The organism is Olivibacter sp. XZL3 (assembly GCF_004368405.1).
GTDB lineage: Bacteria > Bacteroidota > Bacteroidia > Sphingobacteriales > Sphingobacteriaceae > Olivibacter.
In genome coordinates, this window is record NZ_SBJH01000080.1 from 1 (window position 1) to 19,120 (window position 19,120).

The following is a 19,120-nucleotide window of genomic DNA, read 5'->3' on the forward strand; positions in this document are numbered from 1 at the left end:
TAAAAACATAAAAGATCTGTATCCGCAGAACTATAAACAAATTATGCTCAAATCAAACACGTAGTCCATAGGACGGATACATATCAATGTGTATCCCCAGATTGGGAATACTGATGTGTTTCACCATGACTCTACTTATTTTATGGGAGCAGATTTGACAATTGATTGGTACCGAAGAAATATCTTGATTTATTCAAAAATATTAGCTCAACTAGACTATAAAGAGGACGCTTTGTTTCTTGTTATCGGGAATGACCATGTTCCTATTTTGAAACAATTGTTTAATGATAATCCATACTTTGAGGTCGTTGAAACAGAGAAGTGGCTTGGGAAAAGTAAAATAAAAAAATAATGGCAAGTTCTTTTTTTTTATCCCGCTAGATATCCATAATTGCCTGGCTGATCTTTTCTATATAGTTAATGAGCATACTTAAATTCTTTATTCAAATCTATTTGGCCACTTCCATACGAGCTTCGGAATATTCATAAATATTTTTAGGTTAACTACTATAGTCGAAAACTGTGTGTTTTATTCCTGCTGTAAGCTAATTTCGAACAACACACTGCCGTAAGAATATCATGTTAATAAGTCCAATGTAGTTTTTCGTAATTGGTTGATTTCGGTTATCCGACTATGCCCTAAACACATTTTCGGCCTGCGGAGCGCCTTCGCCCGCTTACCAAACGCTGTCCCGCTCTTTTGCTTTTACGGAATAAAACTACTTCTCTTGCTACCTTAGCCTACAAACCTAAGATTCTCGCCGTTATCGGTTCAATGCGACAAAGATCATTCGCGTCTATATCCAATGATAGGGTTTGTCCTTTCTGTTCAGATAACAGTACATCTGTTCCTTTTTCAGCTCCGGAAAGAATTCGATGGCTCGGTCAATGGCATAGTCTGGCAGGAAATAAATATCATTGCGCAATGCGCTGATCACTTTTTCATAACCGTAAAATCGCACCAGTTCGTCCACCTCTTCCTGGTCACCACGCTCTATGATCCGTCCGATAACTGTCTTATAGGCTTTATCCCAGTCCATCGTCTTCAGATCGAACTCCCAAAAGAACATCGGATCAATGTTCGGTACCTGCCGTTTTTTTCTCACTGCCCCCATAAGTGTAAAGTTAACCATATTCCCTGTTCCCCGCAACCACTTTAACGGCCATATCCTTTTCCCCTGTCCATTTTGGAACCTTGTTCAATTTTGTTTCTTTTATCCTCTGTGAATTTCTGGTAGGGGCTGATTACAGCCTGCCTCAATCTATTCGCGACATCATCCCATGCAATCCTTCTATTTACCAGAAGATCTACTTTTTCATCAAAATCGATATTCTGATGATAGGTCAATCCAAGTTGTGCAATGTAGGCGTTGGTATTGGGATATTTATTTTCGTAAGCGTTCATAAAAGCTATAAGTGGCAATTGTTCCAAGAGGAAAAACATATCTATAAAGTCCTTTAGCCTACTACCGCTCTGGACAATGGCATGGAGTTTCATCGCACCTATATCCTCATTGGAAGCCATACGGATGCCTTCAATAGTTTCGATGGGTTTCTGAAACGGATATTGGTGAGAGACAATATCCACCTTGACCCTGTTTATGAAACTGAATACCGAATTCCTAAGATACCTGCCCCTTTCAGCTCCATAATGCTCTTCAAGATGCTCCAATATGGACGGTGCATCAAAGTCCCTATCAGTGAAAAGGTCAATATCAATGGATTTACGATGGCCCATTTTTAGGGAAAGGGCCGTACCGCCCACTAGTACAAAATCTTTCAGCGCTTCATCCGCCATCAGTTGCTGTAGCAGGGACCACATGTCCCTGCTTATTGTTTCTCTGTGCAGCCTATCCATATACTTCCTCCCAAAGAACCGGTTCCGTATTTCCTGTTTTCAGCGAGGGCAGGCGTACCGGTAAGCTGAGAAGGCTCCGGTTATTTTCTGCTGTAAAATTTCCGATCTGCCCCGGAGCTGCTATTTTTCTTTGCAACCGGTCCATATCATTACTTACCTTGGTATCAAGCAGTTTTGCATAGTGCTGGGTGGTCTTGATATTGGTGTGGCCGAGCATCTTGGATACGGTTTCAATGGGCACATCGTTACTTAGGGTGACCGTAGTGGCAAAGGTGTGTCGAGCAATATGGAAAGTCAGCTTTTTGGTAATCCCGCACAGGTCAGCAATCTCTTTCAGATAGCTGTTCATCTTCTGGTTGCTCAATACCGGAAGAGCAAGCCCTTTTGCCACGCATGGCGGATAATCGGCATAACGTCTCAGGATTTCCAGTGCCTGTGGCAGCAGGGGAATGTTCGAGGTAGTTTCCGTCTTTTCACGGCTGGTCAGTATCCACAGTCTGCCGTGGGTCCCTCTGGCAATATCAGAAATACGCAGTTTCTTTACATCTGCATAGGAGAGGCCCGTATAACAGCAGAACACAAAGATGTCACGGACGTGGGCCAGCCTTGGAATGCTGAACTTCTTCTGCATGACCCTATCCAGCTCATCCTGTGTGAGAAACTCTTTCTCTTTAGCCTTTGCCGTATTTTTATATAGGACAAAGGGATTTTCGGTAATCCAGCGGTGGGCAAGGCACAGATTGACGATCTTCCTCAGGTGCTTCATGTACTTGGCCACAGAAACGGGACTGCACCCCTTTTCCGAGCGTAGGAAAAACTCGTAATCCGTAATAAAAGCATGGTCAATTTTCTGAATATCTATGTCGGTATCCCGGTAATACTTCAACAGGTAGGAGTTAAGGTGCAGAACCGATGTGTTATACCCTTTGAGCGTATTGGACTTAAATCCTTTACCCAACAGCGCCTCCATCTTCGTGTTATGGTCAAGGAAGATCTCCATCAGGAAATGCTGTTTTATGCCCTTTCCCAGAAAGTGCATTTTGAGCTGCTCGGCAGTTACCGCTACCCCGTCTTTGATAAGCAGCGTATGGCTGTTTTCCATCTTCCGCACCAGCGCATCAAGATGGCTGTTCAGCGTTCTGGATTCTTCTTTCGTGCCGCTGGCACGGTTGGCTTTTGCCTTCCAACGGGAGGGATCGCAGGATCTTCCGGTAGAAATTTCTTTTGGGATACCATCTACAGTGATACGCATGTACACCGGAACCGGCCCTTTCACATAGTTTTTTGGCTTTCTCAGATAGAAAAGCAAGGAATAATTTGTACCCATGAGTAACTCATTTAAGTGAAACAAAGTAAGCCTTGCAGCTATAATAAATCAAGATGTTCAGTTATTGAACCAGTTGAATATCAATAACTTAAATCACTTCCAGTGAGTAAGTGAAGGAGGGGGAACTGACTCACCGAATCACTCACTTTTTTTATGCGAAAAATTGAATAATTCAGGGGATTTGTAAAAAACAAAAAGCCTGCAATCATTTGATTTGCAGGCTTTTGTATGTTTTGACATGAAGATGTGTAGCCCGTAGGGGAATCGAACCCCTGTTTCAAGAATGAAAATCTTGCGTCCTAACCCCTAGACGAACGGGCCATTGTTACTCTTTCCGTTTCGGGACTGCAAAAATACATCTAAGATTTATAATTCAAAAGAAAATTTAAAATATTTCATCCAAAACGAAATACACGCCTTAGTATCAGTAAATTAATTTTTCTCCAGCCAACCTCATTGCTGCCTCGTGCTACCTGCCATAGAACTTACTTTGTTCCTTGAGCCATGTAATATGTTTTTCATTAAACTCATTAGGAAGCAATCGCCACTTCCAGTTTACATCGGTAGTTGCCGGCGTATTCATCCTAGCTTCTTTACCTAAGCCGATTACATCTTGCATAGGAATAATAGCTAATTGCGCCACCGAGCCATAGGCCATTTTGATCATATCTTTATGAATGTTTGCCCCTCTCGTTTTTCGCCCCAGATAGCGTTTCAAATGTTCCTTTCCGCTTTTGTCAAGCTCTTCGTCATACCAGCCGACAATCGTATTATTATCGTGCGTACCGGTATAGACTACGCTATTTAACACATATTGATGGGGTATATGGAGCGACTGTGCCATATCGTCGCCAAAGGCGAACTGCAATACCCGCATGCCCGGCAGTCCTAAACGGTCGCGCAACTCGTAAACACCGCCGCTAATATCGCCTAAATCCTCGGCTATCAGCGGTAAATGCCCAATTTCGGTTTTCAGACTTTGGAAGAGCTCATCCTTCGGACCTGGCTTCCAAGAGCCATTGATGGCATTTTCTTCCTGCGCGGACACTTCCCAATAATCGTAAAAAGCTCTAAAATGATCTAAGCGTACCAGATGATACCATTCAAGGTTTTTCTTGAGTCTCGCTACCCACCATGCATAATTGTCTTTTTTGTGTTCGCTCCAGTCGAACGTAGGCATGCCCCATAACTGCCCGTCGGCGTTGAAATAATCCGGCGGAACCCCAGCTACACCGCGCATATTTCCGTCGTCGTCGAGATTAAACAGTCGCCTGTTAATCCAAACATCCGCAGAATCGTAATTAACATAAATGGGAATATCGCCTAAAAGGCGAATCGACAGCGTTTCGCAATATGTTTTTAATGCCCTCCACTCGCTAAAAAACTCGTACTGCTGCCATTTTATTTCTAATAAATCCTCTTTATACTTCTTTGCAACAGCCGCCACGGCTTGCTTATCCCTCAATTTCAATTTCGTTGGCCATTGATACCAAGCTTTGCCTTGCTGCTCTTTCTTTATAACGAGATAGAGAGCAAAATCGTCCAGCCAGTCTTTTTCAGCTTGCATAAACTGTTCAAAATCCGCGTAGCTATCGTTGCTTTTGTCGGTAATGAATCGCCTAAATGCAAGGCGAAGAAGCTGCTGCTTGGCAGTGCTAACCTCGTCGTACAGAATTTGCGATTGTGCTGCTATCTTCGACTCGTTCAGCTCATGAACAGTGATCAGGCTCTTCCTTGCCAGTATTTCCGGACTGATCAAAAGCGGGTTACCCGCAAAGACGGAGTACGCACTATACGGCGAATAATGCTCTTTGGCTCCAGTTGGATTGAGCGGAAGCAATTGCCAATAGCGCTGACCGGCAGCGGCGAGCTGTGAGGCAAACAGTTGCGCCTGCGGACCCAAATCTCCTATTCCGAATGCAGATGGCAAGGAACTTAGCGGCATCAGGATCCCAGCTGCGCGCTTTTTTTCTTTTTCCTTTATATGCAAGACGGTCAAAGGCAAACCTGAGGCAAATAATTCAGCCATATAAAGGGCTGTATTGACTTTCCCCCGGTTATCGTTCAGCACATCTTGAAACTCTTCCGGAATATCATCGGGCCAATCGATACGGGTGTCTTTCCAATTGATGTTTTCAATTTCACATCCTTGATCGGCACACAATTCGGCCAAACACAAGGGAATAAGTGCAATACTCCAATCCTCACGGTATCTGCGGTAAAAGGCCAACACGTGTTTTCGATACCGCCCACGTACCTTTAACGGCTTGTATATTCCCTTTTCAAACAGCTCTGAATATTGAGATCGATAGTGAAGCAGTTTGGCAATAAGCGCAAGCTTCACTCTCCCGTCTTGCCGCTCGCGCCAATAATCTCCTATATCGACCGTGTTCTCTTTTACGGACTGGATTGATTCTTCAAGGAATTTATAATCTACAGCGCGTCTGTTATCAGGATCAACGAAACTCAAGTCCCAAAACTCGGTTCCCTGATAGAAATCGGGAATGCCCGGCACCAATGTTTTTAACAATACTTGCGCCAGGGAATTGAACATGCCTTGTTTGTTCAATTCTTCCAAAAGCGGCATCCATAAAGACCAGAAATCACCTTCTCTGTCGAGCATCGAAAAGGCGAAATCAATGCATTTCTTTTCGTATGCCTCGTTAGGCTCTACCCAATTGCTGTTGACCTTGGCTTCTCGTAGCGCTTTTTCAAGATAGGCTGCCAGCCGTTCCCGATAGGTTGATGCCCCCTCTTGTCCTACCGGATAAGTGCCTAGTATGGTTTGATAGATGAAATAGCGATCATTAACGCTTGGGATCTGCTGCGGATCGGCTGATTCTGCGATGCGTTCAAGATCATTAACGATAGCCTTCCACCTTTTAGGAAGGCAGCTTAACGCCTGCAGCCTTGCCCTCACGTCTTCCCCCCTTTTTGTGTCGTGCGTGGCTGTTCCGCTCATGGCCAGTGGCCAATATCGCTGCCTTTCTTCCATAGCCGCATGGAAGTCCTTCTTCGACAAGCCAAAAGTGGCGGGTGAATCTCCCACTTCGTTGTGACCAATAAACCGATTATAGGTATACATAAGCGTGTCTTCCACCCCTTTTGCCATAAGCGGCCCAGAAAACTGCATCAGTCGCTGATAAAAATACAGCAACTGTTCTTTAAACCGTTTACTTGGCGCTTGTGATGCCCCCAACAACAAATCTTCCAATATAGAAAGGGCATTGTTGATTGTGGGCCTACTGCGCCGAATGCCATCAAAAAGCTGTTTTAATTTCTGCTCCTCTCCCGACTGCAGCGGAAATTCGTTACCATAAAACCGGTAGACCGGACAAAAAATCAACACCGACACGATGGCTTCTTTTAAGGAAGCGGCGTCTACAGAGCTCGTATCTGTTTTAGATAAAAAATTTGAACGCTTAAAAAAGTTATAAAGATTCTCGGCTTCGCCTTGCATATGTTGTTCGAGGATGAGGCGCTTCTTTTCTAAGATTTGTCGTTCCACATCTTCGCCCGCGCCAATCAACTGTCGATAAAGTTTATCAAATGTTCGTTCACTTTCGAGACGGGAGAACAGCTTATTGGCGTGTGCCAGATAGTCATATCCAGATGTACCCTGGACGGGCCACTTGATGGGTAAACGCTCTTCTTTTTCGAGGATTTTTTCAACGACTATATATACGTCTCTGCCAACAAGCGACCTTAAATCATCGAGGTATTTTTTAGGATCAAACAATCCATCAATGTGATCTATCCGCAATCCCTGAAAGCAGCCTTCATCGATCATTTGCTTAATAAATTGATGGGTCAGGCTAAATACTTCATCTTTTTGGGTTTGCAGACAGATTAAGCTATTTACAGTAAAAAAACGCCGATAGTTGATTCTTTTGTCTGTCTCCTTCCAACTACATAAGCGGTAATATTGTTGGTCACAAAGCTGAAGAAGCGCCGCTTTGTTCTTGTTTAGTTGACCAACTAAGCGCTTCAATATGTTTTCTGTTTCTTTCAGCCCTATATATTGATACCATGCTTCTAAAAAGCTTGTCCATTGTGGTTCAAACGCCTTCACCTGTTCTATGGACGATTGTTCCACTTTTTCGAGGGCACCTTTTACCGCAGCCGCTCCACCGTCTTCCGCTTTTTCGGTCAAGCGGCGCAATATTTCCTTATATCCGAAAACATTTACCGGATAGAACTGATCGTAATACTGCAAGCAAAGCTTTTTGTCTTTCAATGAAAGTTTGATTTCTTTTTGGTCGACCGCCTCTTTTAAGTCTGTACCTAAAAAAGGCACCATGATGGCGCCCTGAAAAAAAGCGTTGCCCCAAGCCGTATCAAATACCGCCGCATATGCAGAAGCTTTACCTTTTTCCAAGACGTCCATAAGCCACTGGTTGTTCGGATGAAAAGCCATGTGGTTTGGAACGATATCCTGTATCCAGGAAAGCTGGTGTTCTTTGCATGTTGCTATTAACTTTCGGAATTCATCCAAGGTTCCGAGCTCCGGATTTACACGAAGCGGATTCGTTACATCATAGCCATGCATACTCCCTGGAACTGCTTCAAAAATCGGCGATGCATATAAGCTTTTTATTCCCAAAGCCTGCCAATACGGAACCAACCGCTGCGCATCTGCAAACGTAAATTCTTTATGAAACTGAATACGATAGCTTGCTACCGGATTGAATACATTAGCCATATCACTGGGTTAATAATTGATAAATAGACGCACTCTGTGGAGCTAATTTTAATACGGGATCGGCAGGAAGCGTAAAGTTTTCCGCTAAAAAACGGGTATCGGACGTATCAAAAATCTTCAGGGCACGGTCGGTGGAAAAGCTGGCGGTCCTTTCCTGCCGCTGATCGCTAAAATTGAAATAGAAAAAGAGAGATTCCTCTTCGTCCCATCTATGTAAAAGCAACACCTGTTCCTCTTTCCAAACATGGATCTCCACTCGGGAACGGTCTAAATGCCTCCAAGCCGAATGCGTTTTTCTTAGTGTAATAAGTTGTTTGTACAATTGGAAGGTTTCTCGGTGAGCAGGCTGCTCAATTAACGACCAATTGAGTTTTGAGCGCTCAAAGGTACTGACAGCCATTGGATCGGGCGTATCGTCCCCGCCATGAAAATCTTTGAACTCTTGCTTGCGCCCCTTTCGAACCGCCTCGGCGAGCTCCTCATCGGTATGACTTACAAAATATTGGAAAGGTTGCTTTTCTGCATATTCCTCGCCCATAAACAGAAAGGGTAAATAAGGTGCGGCCAATACCGCTGCAGCCATCACCCTTTGCAAGCCTTCACTGTAAAGAACGCTGCTCCGTTCGCCCAACATACGATTGCCCACCTGATCATGGTTTTGCGAGAAGACGACAAACTGCTTACCTTCTGCTATGGAGGCGCTGTTTCCAAAAATTTTCTTCCGATGTGGAGAATAAACTCCATCGTAAACGTATGCGTCGGTAAACGATTTCGCTAAGTGAACGAGCGGTTCGAAATCGGAATAATAGCCGTTTCGCGGCTCGCCTGCGCTTACGCGTAAGGCGTGATGAAATTCGTCGATCCATTGTGCATGCAGGCCATAACCGCCTTTCTCCACCGGGCTTATATAACGGGCATCGTTTAAGTCACATTCGCCAATGAGGTAATAGGGTCTTCCGCTCGAATCAGATAGCTCGTCTAGCTTCATTCGCATCGCGGCTAAAATGTGTTCTGCGCTATAATCTTTTATTGCATGTACTGCATCTAACCGGAGGGCGTCGATATGAAAATCGCGAAACCACATCAACATGTTCTCCAGAATAAAGGTCCTTACCCCATCGCAGTAAGCGTCGTCGACATTGACGGCCTTACCCCAAGGGGTATGGTATTTATCGGTGAAGAAGGGGCCATAAGACTCCAAGTAGTTTCCTTCTGGCCCCAGATGATTATAAACTACATCTAAAACAACAGCTATCCCTTTGTTATGGCATGCCTCAACCAAGCTTTGCAAAGCTGCTGGACCGCCATAACTGGCTTGAACGGCAAATGGAAATACCCCATCATAACCCCAATTCCTTTCACCGGGAAACTGTGCTACCGGCATGATTTCTATTGCGTTTATTCCCAGGTCTACAAGATAATCGAGTTTTTCCACCACGGCGTCAAAAGTGCCGGCCGGCGTAAACGTTCCGATGTGCAGCTCATAAATGATATAGCTTTCCAAAGGTAAATTCCGCCATTCGAGATCGGTCCAGGAATGCTTGTTTAAATTCACTACCTGGGAATAACCGTGTACACCCTGAGGTTGAAAACGGGAGGCTGGGTCGGGCATTGGCTGTTTGTCGTCCAATAACACTTTATATAAATCGCCTTCATTAATCTTATTGGTTTCGGCAGACCAAAAGCCTAACGATCTTTTCTCCAATTCGATTTGGGTCCCTGCATTCGTAACAAGGCGCACGTGCTTACTATTCGGCGCCCATACTCCTATCGTCGCCTTGCCTGATTCGACGTGTATTCCAAAGGCCTTGCCTGAAAAAAAAGAATGTAACTGACTCATAATACAATCAAAAAACTATTCTTCTAACGGGGCATAGAACAGCACGACGGAACGACCGGCCACCTTGACAATATCTCCCGGTTTATAACCATTCTGGTCCTCCACCTGTGCCTCCTCCGTGTCTAATACCTTTGTCCATCTACTTCCATATTTTTTATTAGGAAGCTTGTAATCGATCGGTTCGTGATGTGCATTAAAGATTACATAAAAGTGGTCGTCATAAACCTTGTTGCCTTCGGGGTCTACCGACCGAATACCCCTTCCGTCCAAATAAACCGCCAGCGATTTGGCCGCATCATTGGCCCAAGCTTCATCAGGCATAATAAGCCCTTCTGGTAAAAACCAAACGATGTCCTCAACGCCTGCACCTTTTATCTTTTGTCCCATAAACCATTTTCGGCGGCAGAATGTGGGATGATCCTTACGCAGACGGATCAGCTTTTTAGTAAAGGCTAAAAGATCCTGATCTGCATCTTTCCAATTGTACCATGAAAGCTCATTGTCTTGGCAATAGCCATTGTTGTTTCCCTGTTGCGTACGGCCAATTTCGTCTCCACCTAATAACATTGGGATTCCCTGTGAGAGGAATAAGGTGGTTAAAAAATTGCGCTTCTGCTTACTTCGTAAAAGTTGAATGTCGGCATTATCCGTAGGCCCCTCTTCTCCACAATTCCAAGAGCGATTGTGGCTTTCGCCATCCTTATTATCTTCGCCATTTGCTTCATTGTGCTTTTCGTTGTAAGAGACAAGGTCGTTCAAGGTAAAACCGTCATGCGCTGTTATGAAATTAACACTCGCTGTAGGGGTTCTATAATCGTCACTATACAAGTCGGAACTACCTGTAAATCGCGAAGCAAATTCACCTAGTTTGCTATCTTCTCCTCGCCAAAAATCACGTATACAGTCTCGGTATTTACCATTCCACTCTACCCAACCGGCAGGAAAATTGCCGACCTGATAACCGCCTTCACCGATATCCCAAGGTTCTGCAATTAACTTAACCTGTGAAATAGTCGGATCCTGATGGATGATATCGAAGAAAGCACTGAGCTTATTAACGTCGTGAAATTCGCGTGCTAATGTCGATGCCAAATCGAACCTGAATCCATCAACGTGCATGTCCACAATCCAATAACGAAGACTATCCATAATAAGCTGAAGCACATTAGGAAGATTAGCGTTCAAGGTATTGCCGGTTCCGGTATAATCCACGTAGTAACGACCGTCTTCGGTAAGCCGGTAATAAGAAGAATTATCAATACCCCGGAAGCTTAAGGTAGGCCCCAGTTCATTCCCTTCGGCTGTATGGTTGTAAACGACGTCTAAAATCACCTCTATGCCTGCCTCATGCAAATTCTTCACCATTTGCTTAAATTCGGTTACCTGCTCGCCGTTCAAACCGCTCGAACTATATTTCACATCGGGAGCAAAAAAACCAATCGTGTTATAGCCCCAGTAGTTGCTTAATCCTAGGTCTTGCAAATGCCAATCGTTCACAAAATGGTGGATAGGCAAAAGTTCAATTGCTGTAACTCCTAAATCTTTCAGATATTGAATAGTTGCCGGATGACCGATAGCCTGATAGCTTCCCCGGATATCCTCTGGAATATCGGGATGCGTAAAAGTAAAACCCTTGACGTGCGCTTCGTAAATGATAGATTGATGATACATGATGTTTGGTCTCTTGTCGGAACCCCAATCGAAGGAGTTATCTATAACGACTGATTTAGGCACGTAAGGCGCGCTATCTTGCTCATTATAACTCAGATCTTTATCTTCATCATCAATATTATACCCAAATATGGATTGATGCCATTTAATCACACCCGCTATCGCCTTGGCGTAAGGATCCATTAACAGCTTATTTGGGTTGAAACGATGCCCTTCTTCGGGTTTATAAGGACCGTACACACGGTATCCGTATTTTTGTCCGGGTTGTATATCGGGCAGGTAAATATGCCAGATGTCATGGGTACGTTCTTTTATCGGAATGCGCTCTTCTTTTGCGTCGGACTTGTCTGAATCAAAAAGGCAAAGCTCAACGCCTTCTGCGTTTCTGGCAAACAAAGCGAAATTCGTCCCCTTGCCATCATATGTGGCGCCCTGGGGATAAGGGCTACCGGGGTAAATTTTTCGTTTCATACGTTTTCACTATCATTGTAATTGTCAACAGGAAGTTCACACAAGGCATTAACCTAATCTCATGCCGATTTATGGTCGCTGCGGCGATGCCTGCCTTGGGATGTCGGTTGCTATTAACCAACTATTGAACAAGCGGAGCACGCTTTTGTTTAACCGGAAATACTTAATAAAGAAAAGCGTTCTCTGTCTCTATCAGACATCGATGACAGCAATGGGAGGCAGCATAAAGTCGCCACTGGAAACAGAAAAAGCCCGGAAGTCTCCAGGCTTTTGTATTGTTATTTCTTTTGTTGTACAATCAGTATTTGGCCGACACGCCTTTTTTAACCGTTGAGCTACGAATAAAATCACGCAGATCATCGTTGGCCTGTTCCAGATCCACTTGTCGCATATAAATCATATGCCCTGTCCGATAGCCTTTAAAGGACATTCTATCCTGAAATTTCCCGGCCGGATCCATCTGCCATAAGTTGTATTGCGCATTGAAGTAGTCGCAGGCACCGTCATAATAGCCTGATTGTACCATCACATGAAGGTAGGGGTTCTCGGCCATAGCTTGCTGGAGGTCGCTACCGGTATGATCATTACGACGATCCCAGGGATGCACCGAACCGAACACATTATATTTTACGTCCGTTTTAAAGTTAAGTTCATTGGCGATGTAATTATTGATCGCGGGCGTAAAGGAGTGCATCCAAGAGCTGAGCTCTGCATTATAATCCGGTCTTTCTCCCGCATCTTTTTTGTCCTTTCCAAGATAACGGGAATCCAGTCGCCCGATAGTAAATCCGTTCTCCCGTAACAATTCTTTCCAAAAGAACTGTGTAGATATATCGAAATTATGCTGCAAGATCAGCTTTTCTGAAATCCCGGCGTACTGGGCCATCTTTGCTGCTATGCGTTGCTTTTCGGCAACAGGCAATGAACCGCCTTTCGTTACAGCCGGCAACAATTCGTTCAATGTGAAGGCCTCTACTTCTGGCAGCAATTGATCCAAATCCTTTTGCTGTAGATCACTCCCAAGCGCTTTATGATACCAGGCTGTCGCTGCGAAATAAGGGAGTCGCAAAGCAACTTCTACGGGCCCCTCTCGCTTCAAACCCAAATCGGTTGGGGAAACCAACACCACGCCATTCAAATACATCCATTGTGCATCTTGAAGCGCTAGCGCTAAACCCGATACGCGAGTGGTTCCATAGCTCTCGCCGATCAAGTACTTAGGCGACTGCCACCGGTTGATTCGGGTCACAAAGGTATTCAGCCAAGCCGCTAAATACTTAATATCGGCGTTAACACCGAAGAACATTGATTTATCAGCTTTCTTATCTAGAATCCTGGAGTATCCTGTATTTACAGGGTTGACATATACAATATCTGCCACATCCAAAATGGAATAGGGATTGTCGCGCATCTCGCCGTAAGGCTGAACAGGATACCCTTCATCATCAAGCGTCAATATCCGTGGTCCGGTATATCCGATCTCCATCCATAAAGAGGCGGATCCCGGGCCACCGTTAAACGAAATAACTAAGGGCCGGCTTTTTTTATCGCTCACGTCTGAGCGTTCGTAGTACGTGTAATTAACCGTAGCAACGGCCTTACCCTCTTCATCCCATACCGGCTGCATGCCGATAGTTGCATTATAGGAAATCCTGTTCCCTTTGATAACGGTTGTATGTTTGGTTGAGATGACGGTATCTGCGGGCGGATCTGTCTGGGCAAATAGGTTGTTCAAGAATAAGCATGAAAGTAGGGAAAGCAGATAAAATTTGTTCATTGTTTACTTTTTTTGTTTAGTTGTTGGGCGCCTGCTTATGCAGGCGTACTTGATTAATATTGCTCTTGCTCGTTTGGAAAGTCGCTCGACTTGACATCGGCAACGTATTGTTGAACCGCTGTCGTGATCAATTCATCGAGCTGTAGGTATTGCCGTACAAACTTTGGTTTAAAACTTTTATTAAATCCCAATAGATCATGAATAACCAAAACCTGTCCATCTGTATCAGCTCCGGCGCCTATGCCAATCGTTGGTATACGTAAGTGATCCGTTACTTCTTTAGCCAGCTTTGCCGGAATCTTTTCCAAGACAACAGCAAAGCAGCCCAATTCGTGCAGGAGTTGTGCATCCGTATTGAGTTTATGTGCTTCCTGCACACCCGTTGCCCGCAAGCCATAGCCACCGTATGTATTAATCGATTGTGGCATGAGCCCGAGATGTCCCATAACCGGTATACCGGCGTTGACAATCAATTTGACCGCGTCTTTGATTTCGACCCCGCCTTCAAGTTTAAGCGCCTGTGCGCCCGTCTCCTTCATTACCCTTATGGCCGCATTGAGTGCATCGTAAGGATTTCCCTGGTAGGTACCGAAAGGCAAATCCACTACTAATAACGCCCTTTTAACCGCGCGGGAAACGGCCGCAGCGTGGTATATCATTTGATCTAAAGTTATAGGAAGTGTAGTACCGTAGCCGGCCATTACGTTCGCTGCTGAGTCTCCTACTAAAATCACATCCACACCTGCAGCATCCAAGATGCTGGCCATGGTATAATCATAAGCAGTTAATACCGAAATTTTTTCACCGGTAGCCTTCATCTCTAAGATGCTGTTTACCGTAACTTTTTTAACTTCTTTATGTATCGACATATAGCAAAGGTAATAATCGGTGGGTATAGTTGACCACTTTTTCTTTACCTTTGCCCCTATGTTATCCATTACTGAAGAGAATTATCTGAAAGTATTACTGCAAATTGCAGAAGAAAGCACTAGTCAACAAGAAGCGGGCACCAATCAAATTGCCTCACAGCTCCATGTGAGACCTGCTACGGCGACGGACATGTTAAAGAAATTAAAGGAAAAGGGCTTAGTAGATCACCAGAAATACGGCAAGATTTCCCTAACGGAGCAGGGGCGCATCCATGCAATAGCGGTAATAAGAAAACATCGACTTTGGGAGACCTTTCTGTTTGACAAATTAGGCTTCAGCTGGGACGAAGTACACGAAGTTGCGGAACAACTGGAACATATTAAGTCTGAAAAGCTGGTTGAACGGTTGGACCGCTACCTTGGTTACCCCCAATTTGACCCCCATGGCGATGCGATCCCTTCAGCGAAGGGGATATTACTTACGGAAAAAAGAAAGACATTGGCGGAGGCAACTTTAGGCACCAAGAAGAAGGTAAATGCGGTGAAGGATAACAGTCCGGAATTTTTGCAATATGTCTCTCAACTCGGAATAGCTATCGGGAATCCTGTCTTAGTCAAGAACCGATTCGACTTTGACGGATCAATGGAAATAGAAGTCGATGGCAAAAGCGCCACCATTTCGCAAAAGGTAGCTGAAAATATTTTTATTAAATAGTTTTTGAATTAAAAGGAGGGATATGTCTAACGACATTAATATACGAAATAAGAAGGCTCACTACGAATACCATATTCTTGAAAAGTACATCGCGGGTATTCAATTGCTGGGAACTGAAATTAAGTCCATTAGGCAGTCCAAAGCGAACATCGGCGATGCTTTCTGTGCATTCTTAAATGACGGCCTTTATATACGGAATATGCATATCGCTGAATATTCCCATGGCTCTTTTTATAACCACGAGTCGAAGCGAGACAGAAAGCTTCTACTAACAAAAAAAGAACTGAGCAAATTGAAAGTTAAAGGCGAAGAGAAAGGGTTTACCATCATTCCCTTGAAGATATTTGTCAACGAGCGCGGTTACGCAAAAGTGGAAATCGCCCTTGCTCAGGGCAAGAAAGATTATGATAAACGGGAAAGCATTAAGGAGCGAGACACGAAACGGGAATTATCGCGCGCATTTAAGCTGTAAGTTGCTGGCTCTATTTGCGAGCTGGCCAAACAACCGGCAACAAATAACGAACAAGCAATAACGAACGGCTACCAAGCTTGGTCGCCTACCAAAGGAACAAATCGAAAAGTATCGAGCTCAATTTTTTCAAAATCGTGTTCACCGGTACGAATAACCGTTACCATTTTTTGTGTGTTTTCGTTCCCTACAGGAATGACTAAGATGCCGCCAACCGTGAGTTGTTTCAGCATAATTTCGGGCACGAAGGGAGCACCTGCAGTAACAATGATTTTATGGTAAGGCGCATACTGCGGCAGGCCCCTCGAACCATCGCCTAAAAAGAAGTGCGGTTGATAGCCCATATACGGAAGCACCTTAACCGTTCTATTATACAGGTTAGGCTGCCGCTCAATGGTAAAGACATCCGCTCCCAATTCCAACAAAATGCAGGTTTGATAGCCCGAGCCTGTTCCAATTTCCAGCACCTTATCACCCGGCCGGATGTGCAGCAATTCGGTTTGATAAGCAACGGTATAGGGCTGTGAAATTGTCTGACCATCGCCAATTGGAAAGGCAATATCTTTGTATGCCTGTGTCCAAAAAGTTTCGTCGAAAAAGAAATGACGAGGCACTTTACCCACGGCCCTTAATACAGCCTCGTCGGCAATACCTCTTTTTCTTAATATTTCGACCAGTTGCTTTCTAGCACCCTTTTCGCGATAATTATCTACAAATTTATAAGCCATTACTAGCTCAAAAATACGGTTGTTTTGGCACTTAAAGAAGCTTTTCGCATTAACCAGACGCTAATTAACTAAGAATTTGCACATTATTTTTTTGCGATGTAAGCTCAACCGATAAAAAGGGGGCTTACAGCGGGGCCTTATTTACATAGCTTAATCGAATTAGTTCTCTTTAGCCATTATTTACACCATTTAATAAGGATCAATATCCAACTGCACATATACGCCTTTGTTCGCTTTATTGCTATCAAAATTAAGGAGAATCTGTTGGAGAGCTTTTTTAACCTTTTGTATACTTGCCCCATCACGTTCTATCTTAATGAGCACGGTGTTTATAAAATAGTTTCGAATACGCGAAATCAGTGGGGTTTCTGGTCCTAAGACACGGTTCCCGAACGCTTCCTTCAACAAAAGTCCAAGTCGTTGAGCTGCACCATACGCTTCATTTTGGTCTTTGTGCTTTACATCGATTTTTATTAGTCGGCAAAATGGTGGGTAAAAATAGTGCTTCCGTTCCTGAACCTCTACCATAAACATGCCTTCATAATCATGATTGACAACTTGCTCCAATACGCGGTGCTGCGTAGCATACGCTTGAATAATGACTTTACCTGCTATATCCCGCCTTCCCGCTCGGCCACTTACTTGTGATAGTAAAGAGAAACTACGCTCAAATGCCCGAAAGTCGGGATAATTTATCAACGTATCAGCGTTAATAATGCCGATAACGGTGACTTTGCCGAAATCCAAGCCTTTAGCTACCATCTGCGTACCAACCAGCACATTAAACCTCTGCTCATCGAAATCGCTGATAATACGTTCAAAGCTGTCCTTACCTCGCGTTGAATCCAGGTCTAAGCGACCTATCTTCGCCTCTGGAATGAGTATAGACAACTCCTCTTCGATCCGTTCGGTTCCAAAGCCCTTATTCTCGATATGGGTTGACCCGCAAGCGGGGCACACTTGAATGATGTCTTCTTTAAAACCACAATAATGGCAATGTAATTTACCTGTGCTTTTATGGAAGGTTAAACTTACATCGCAATTCGTACACTTAGGTGTATGTCCACAGGTACGGCAAAGTAGCATAGGTGTATAGCCTCTCCGGTTCTGAAAGAGAATGACCTGCTCTTTATTGTGGATAGCTTGCTTAATATCGTTTAATAACACTTCACTAAAATACGATTGGGTACGCTTGCCACTCCCCTCCTCTTTTAGGCTCACAATCTGAATAACAGGAAGCTTAGATTCGCCGTAACGTTGCGTCAGCGTTACCAGTCCGTATTTGTTCGATTTTGCATTATAATAGGTCTCAATGGAAGGCGTTGCTGATCCCAGCAATATCTTCGCCCCGTGTAAATAGCCAAGGTATATGGCCGTGTCTCTTGCGTGATAACGAGGGGCAGGATCGAATTGCTTAAAAGAAACTTCATGTTCTTCGTCTACTATTACCAAGCGCAGATTTTGGAAAGGCAAAAAAACGGCCGATCTAGCGCCCAATATCACCTTGATCTCGCCTTGCAAAACCTTTTGCCACACTTCTGCACGTTCGTTATCATTGAACCTCGAGTGATAAACGCCTACTTCTTGCCCGAAATGGAGTCTTAGCCGCTCTACGATCTGTGAAGTTAAAGCGATTTCGGGCAACAGATACAGAACGGTATTTCCCTTGGCCAGCGCTTCACTGATTAAGCGTATGTATATCTGGGTTTTGCCGGAAGCGGTAACACCATGGAGCAAAACCACGTCTTTTTCCGAAAATTGCTTTTGTATGTTTTCAACCACCTCCTGCTGTGTCTCACTTAAACGAAAGGTCGCCTCGGTTGCAATCTCTTCTCCATACAGCCTACTTACCACACGTTCTTCAAGTCGAAAAACATCTTTATCTATTAGCGATTTTAAGGCCGATTGCCCACAACCACTCACTTCCAGCAACTCACTTTTCGCGATGCTCGTCTGCTTTTTGCTTAACTGCAAATAGGCCAACACTGCATCTTGCTGTTTTGGCGCCCGTTCCAAGCTGTCGAGCAGTAACCGTCGCTCTTCGTTGCTTTCAAAAAGGCTGTTTAACAGAATAAATGCTTTCTTTTTGGGCTTGTAACGCTCGTGCAATTCCTCTGATATAACGATGGCGTCTTTGCGGAATAAGCTTTTCAATATAGGGAACACCGTCTTTTGTCCCAGCAATTTCGTGATGTCACTTACCTTTAATTCGCCTGCCACATCAAGGGCATCCAATACGAGGTATTCCTTGTCGCTTAAAGAAGCTCTATCTATTGAGGAAATATTGACCGAGGCTGTTATTCTCGTTTCAGAGGCTAACTTAAAGACGGCTGGCATAGCGGCCTGCATTACATCTCCGATATGACACATATAATAGTCGCTAACCCAATCCCACAGTTTTAACTGATTGTGGGTAACTACCGGCGCGTCATCTAACACTTCTAATAAATACTTTGCTTCGTATCGCTCGGGAGCCTTTGTTGAGATGGCGTAAATGATTGCCGCATATATTTTGGCTTTTCCGAACTGCACCACAACTCGTTTGCCAACGGCTACGGCATCTGCTAATTCATGCGGAACGCGGTAAGTATATTTTTTCGGAATGGCTAATGGCAGCACCACGTCAACAAATTTGGTAATTCGCTCTTGTTGATGCCCCTCAGCCTGAAGTTCTAACATAAGTAATATGCTTA

Annotated in this window: 13 protein-coding genes and 1 tRNA gene; 3 read left to right on the top strand and 11 right to left on the bottom strand. The window is 44.3% G+C overall.

Annotated features, from left to right (window positions below; genetic code table 11):
- The first annotated feature begins 115 nt into the window (after window positions 1-115).
- Complete coding sequence (locus tag EPX21_RS23530; protein WP_370451007.1) at window positions 116-352, top strand: DUF5694 domain-containing protein; 237 nt, start codon at window positions 116-118, stop codon at window positions 350-352.
- A gap of 445 nt (window positions 353-797) precedes the next feature.
- Here EPX21_RS23530 and EPX21_RS17445 read toward each other — a convergent pair whose 3' ends face one another.
- From EPX21_RS17445 to panB, 9 genes are all read right to left on the bottom strand, one after another.
- Window positions 798-1,115 carry a hypothetical protein gene (locus EPX21_RS17445; RefSeq protein ID WP_134090968.1) on the bottom strand — a complete coding sequence of 106 codons (318 nt, stop codon included), beginning with the start codon at window positions 1,113-1,115 and terminating at the stop codon, window positions 798-800.
- Between the two features lie 41 nt (window positions 1,116-1,156).
- Entirely contained in the window at window positions 1,157-1,822 is a 666-nt protein-coding gene (locus tag EPX21_RS17450; protein ID WP_206106098.1) for a nucleotidyl transferase AbiEii/AbiGii toxin family protein, read from the bottom strand.
- A 28-nt stretch (window positions 1,823-1,850) separates the two neighbouring features.
- Window positions 1,851-3,185, bottom strand: coding sequence for a site-specific integrase (locus EPX21_RS17455; protein WP_134090970.1), 1,335 nt, complete (start codon window positions 3,183-3,185; stop codon window positions 1,851-1,853).
- Window positions 3,186-3,434: 249 nt separating this feature from the next.
- A tRNA-Glu gene (locus EPX21_RS17460) sits at window positions 3,435-3,506 on the bottom strand.
- A gap of 148 nt (window positions 3,507-3,654) precedes the next feature.
- On the bottom strand, window positions 3,655-7,887 hold the full coding sequence (treY, locus tag EPX21_RS17465; RefSeq protein WP_134090971.1) for a malto-oligosyltrehalose synthase: 4,233 nt from the start codon (window positions 7,885-7,887) through the stop codon (window positions 3,655-3,657).
- A 1-nt stretch (window position 7,888) separates the two neighbouring features.
- Window positions 7,889-9,727: a malto-oligosyltrehalose trehalohydrolase gene (gene treZ / locus EPX21_RS17470; protein ID WP_134090972.1), complete on the bottom strand. Its 1,839-nt coding sequence runs from the start codon at window positions 9,725-9,727 to the stop codon at window positions 7,889-7,891.
- A 15-nt stretch (window positions 9,728-9,742) separates the two neighbouring features.
- A complete protein-coding gene (gene glgX, locus EPX21_RS17475; RefSeq protein WP_134090973.1) occupies window positions 9,743-11,869 on the bottom strand; it encodes a glycogen debranching protein GlgX in 2,127 nt (708 codons plus the stop codon).
- Between the two features lie 298 nt (window positions 11,870-12,167).
- Window positions 12,168-13,646, bottom strand: coding sequence for a S10 family peptidase (locus tag EPX21_RS17480; RefSeq protein WP_134090974.1), 1,479 nt, complete (start codon window positions 13,644-13,646; stop codon window positions 12,168-12,170).
- A 53-nt stretch (window positions 13,647-13,699) separates the two neighbouring features.
- Window positions 13,700-14,515 (bottom strand): 3-methyl-2-oxobutanoate hydroxymethyltransferase, encoded by an 816-nt coding sequence (gene panB / locus EPX21_RS17485; protein ID WP_134090975.1) that lies wholly within the window; start codon window positions 14,513-14,515, stop codon window positions 13,700-13,702.
- A gap of 58 nt (window positions 14,516-14,573) precedes the next feature.
- On the opposite strand from panB, the gene EPX21_RS17490 reads away from it, so the two are divergent.
- Complete coding sequence (locus EPX21_RS17490) at window positions 14,574-15,230, top strand: metal-dependent transcriptional regulator (protein ID WP_134090976.1); 657 nt, start codon at window positions 14,574-14,576, stop codon at window positions 15,228-15,230.
- Between the two features lie 22 nt (window positions 15,231-15,252).
- On the top strand, window positions 15,253-15,702 hold the full coding sequence (smpB, locus tag EPX21_RS17495) for an SsrA-binding protein SmpB (protein WP_134090977.1): 450 nt from the start codon (window positions 15,253-15,255) through the stop codon (window positions 15,700-15,702).
- A 68-nt stretch (window positions 15,703-15,770) separates the two neighbouring features.
- Here the strand turns inward: smpB and EPX21_RS17500 are convergent, their stop codons facing one another.
- Together EPX21_RS17500 and priA are read right to left on the bottom strand one after the other, a co-directional pair.
- Window positions 15,771-16,427 carry a protein-L-isoaspartate(D-aspartate) O-methyltransferase gene (locus EPX21_RS17500; RefSeq protein WP_134090978.1) on the bottom strand — a complete coding sequence of 219 codons (657 nt, stop codon included), beginning with the start codon at window positions 16,425-16,427 and terminating at the stop codon, window positions 15,771-15,773.
- Window positions 16,428-16,616: 189 nt separating this feature from the next.
- Window positions 16,617-19,106 (bottom strand): primosomal protein N', encoded by a 2,490-nt coding sequence (priA, locus tag EPX21_RS17505; RefSeq protein WP_134090979.1) that lies wholly within the window; start codon window positions 19,104-19,106, stop codon window positions 16,617-16,619.
- Between the last annotated feature and the right edge of the window lie 14 nt (window positions 19,107-19,120).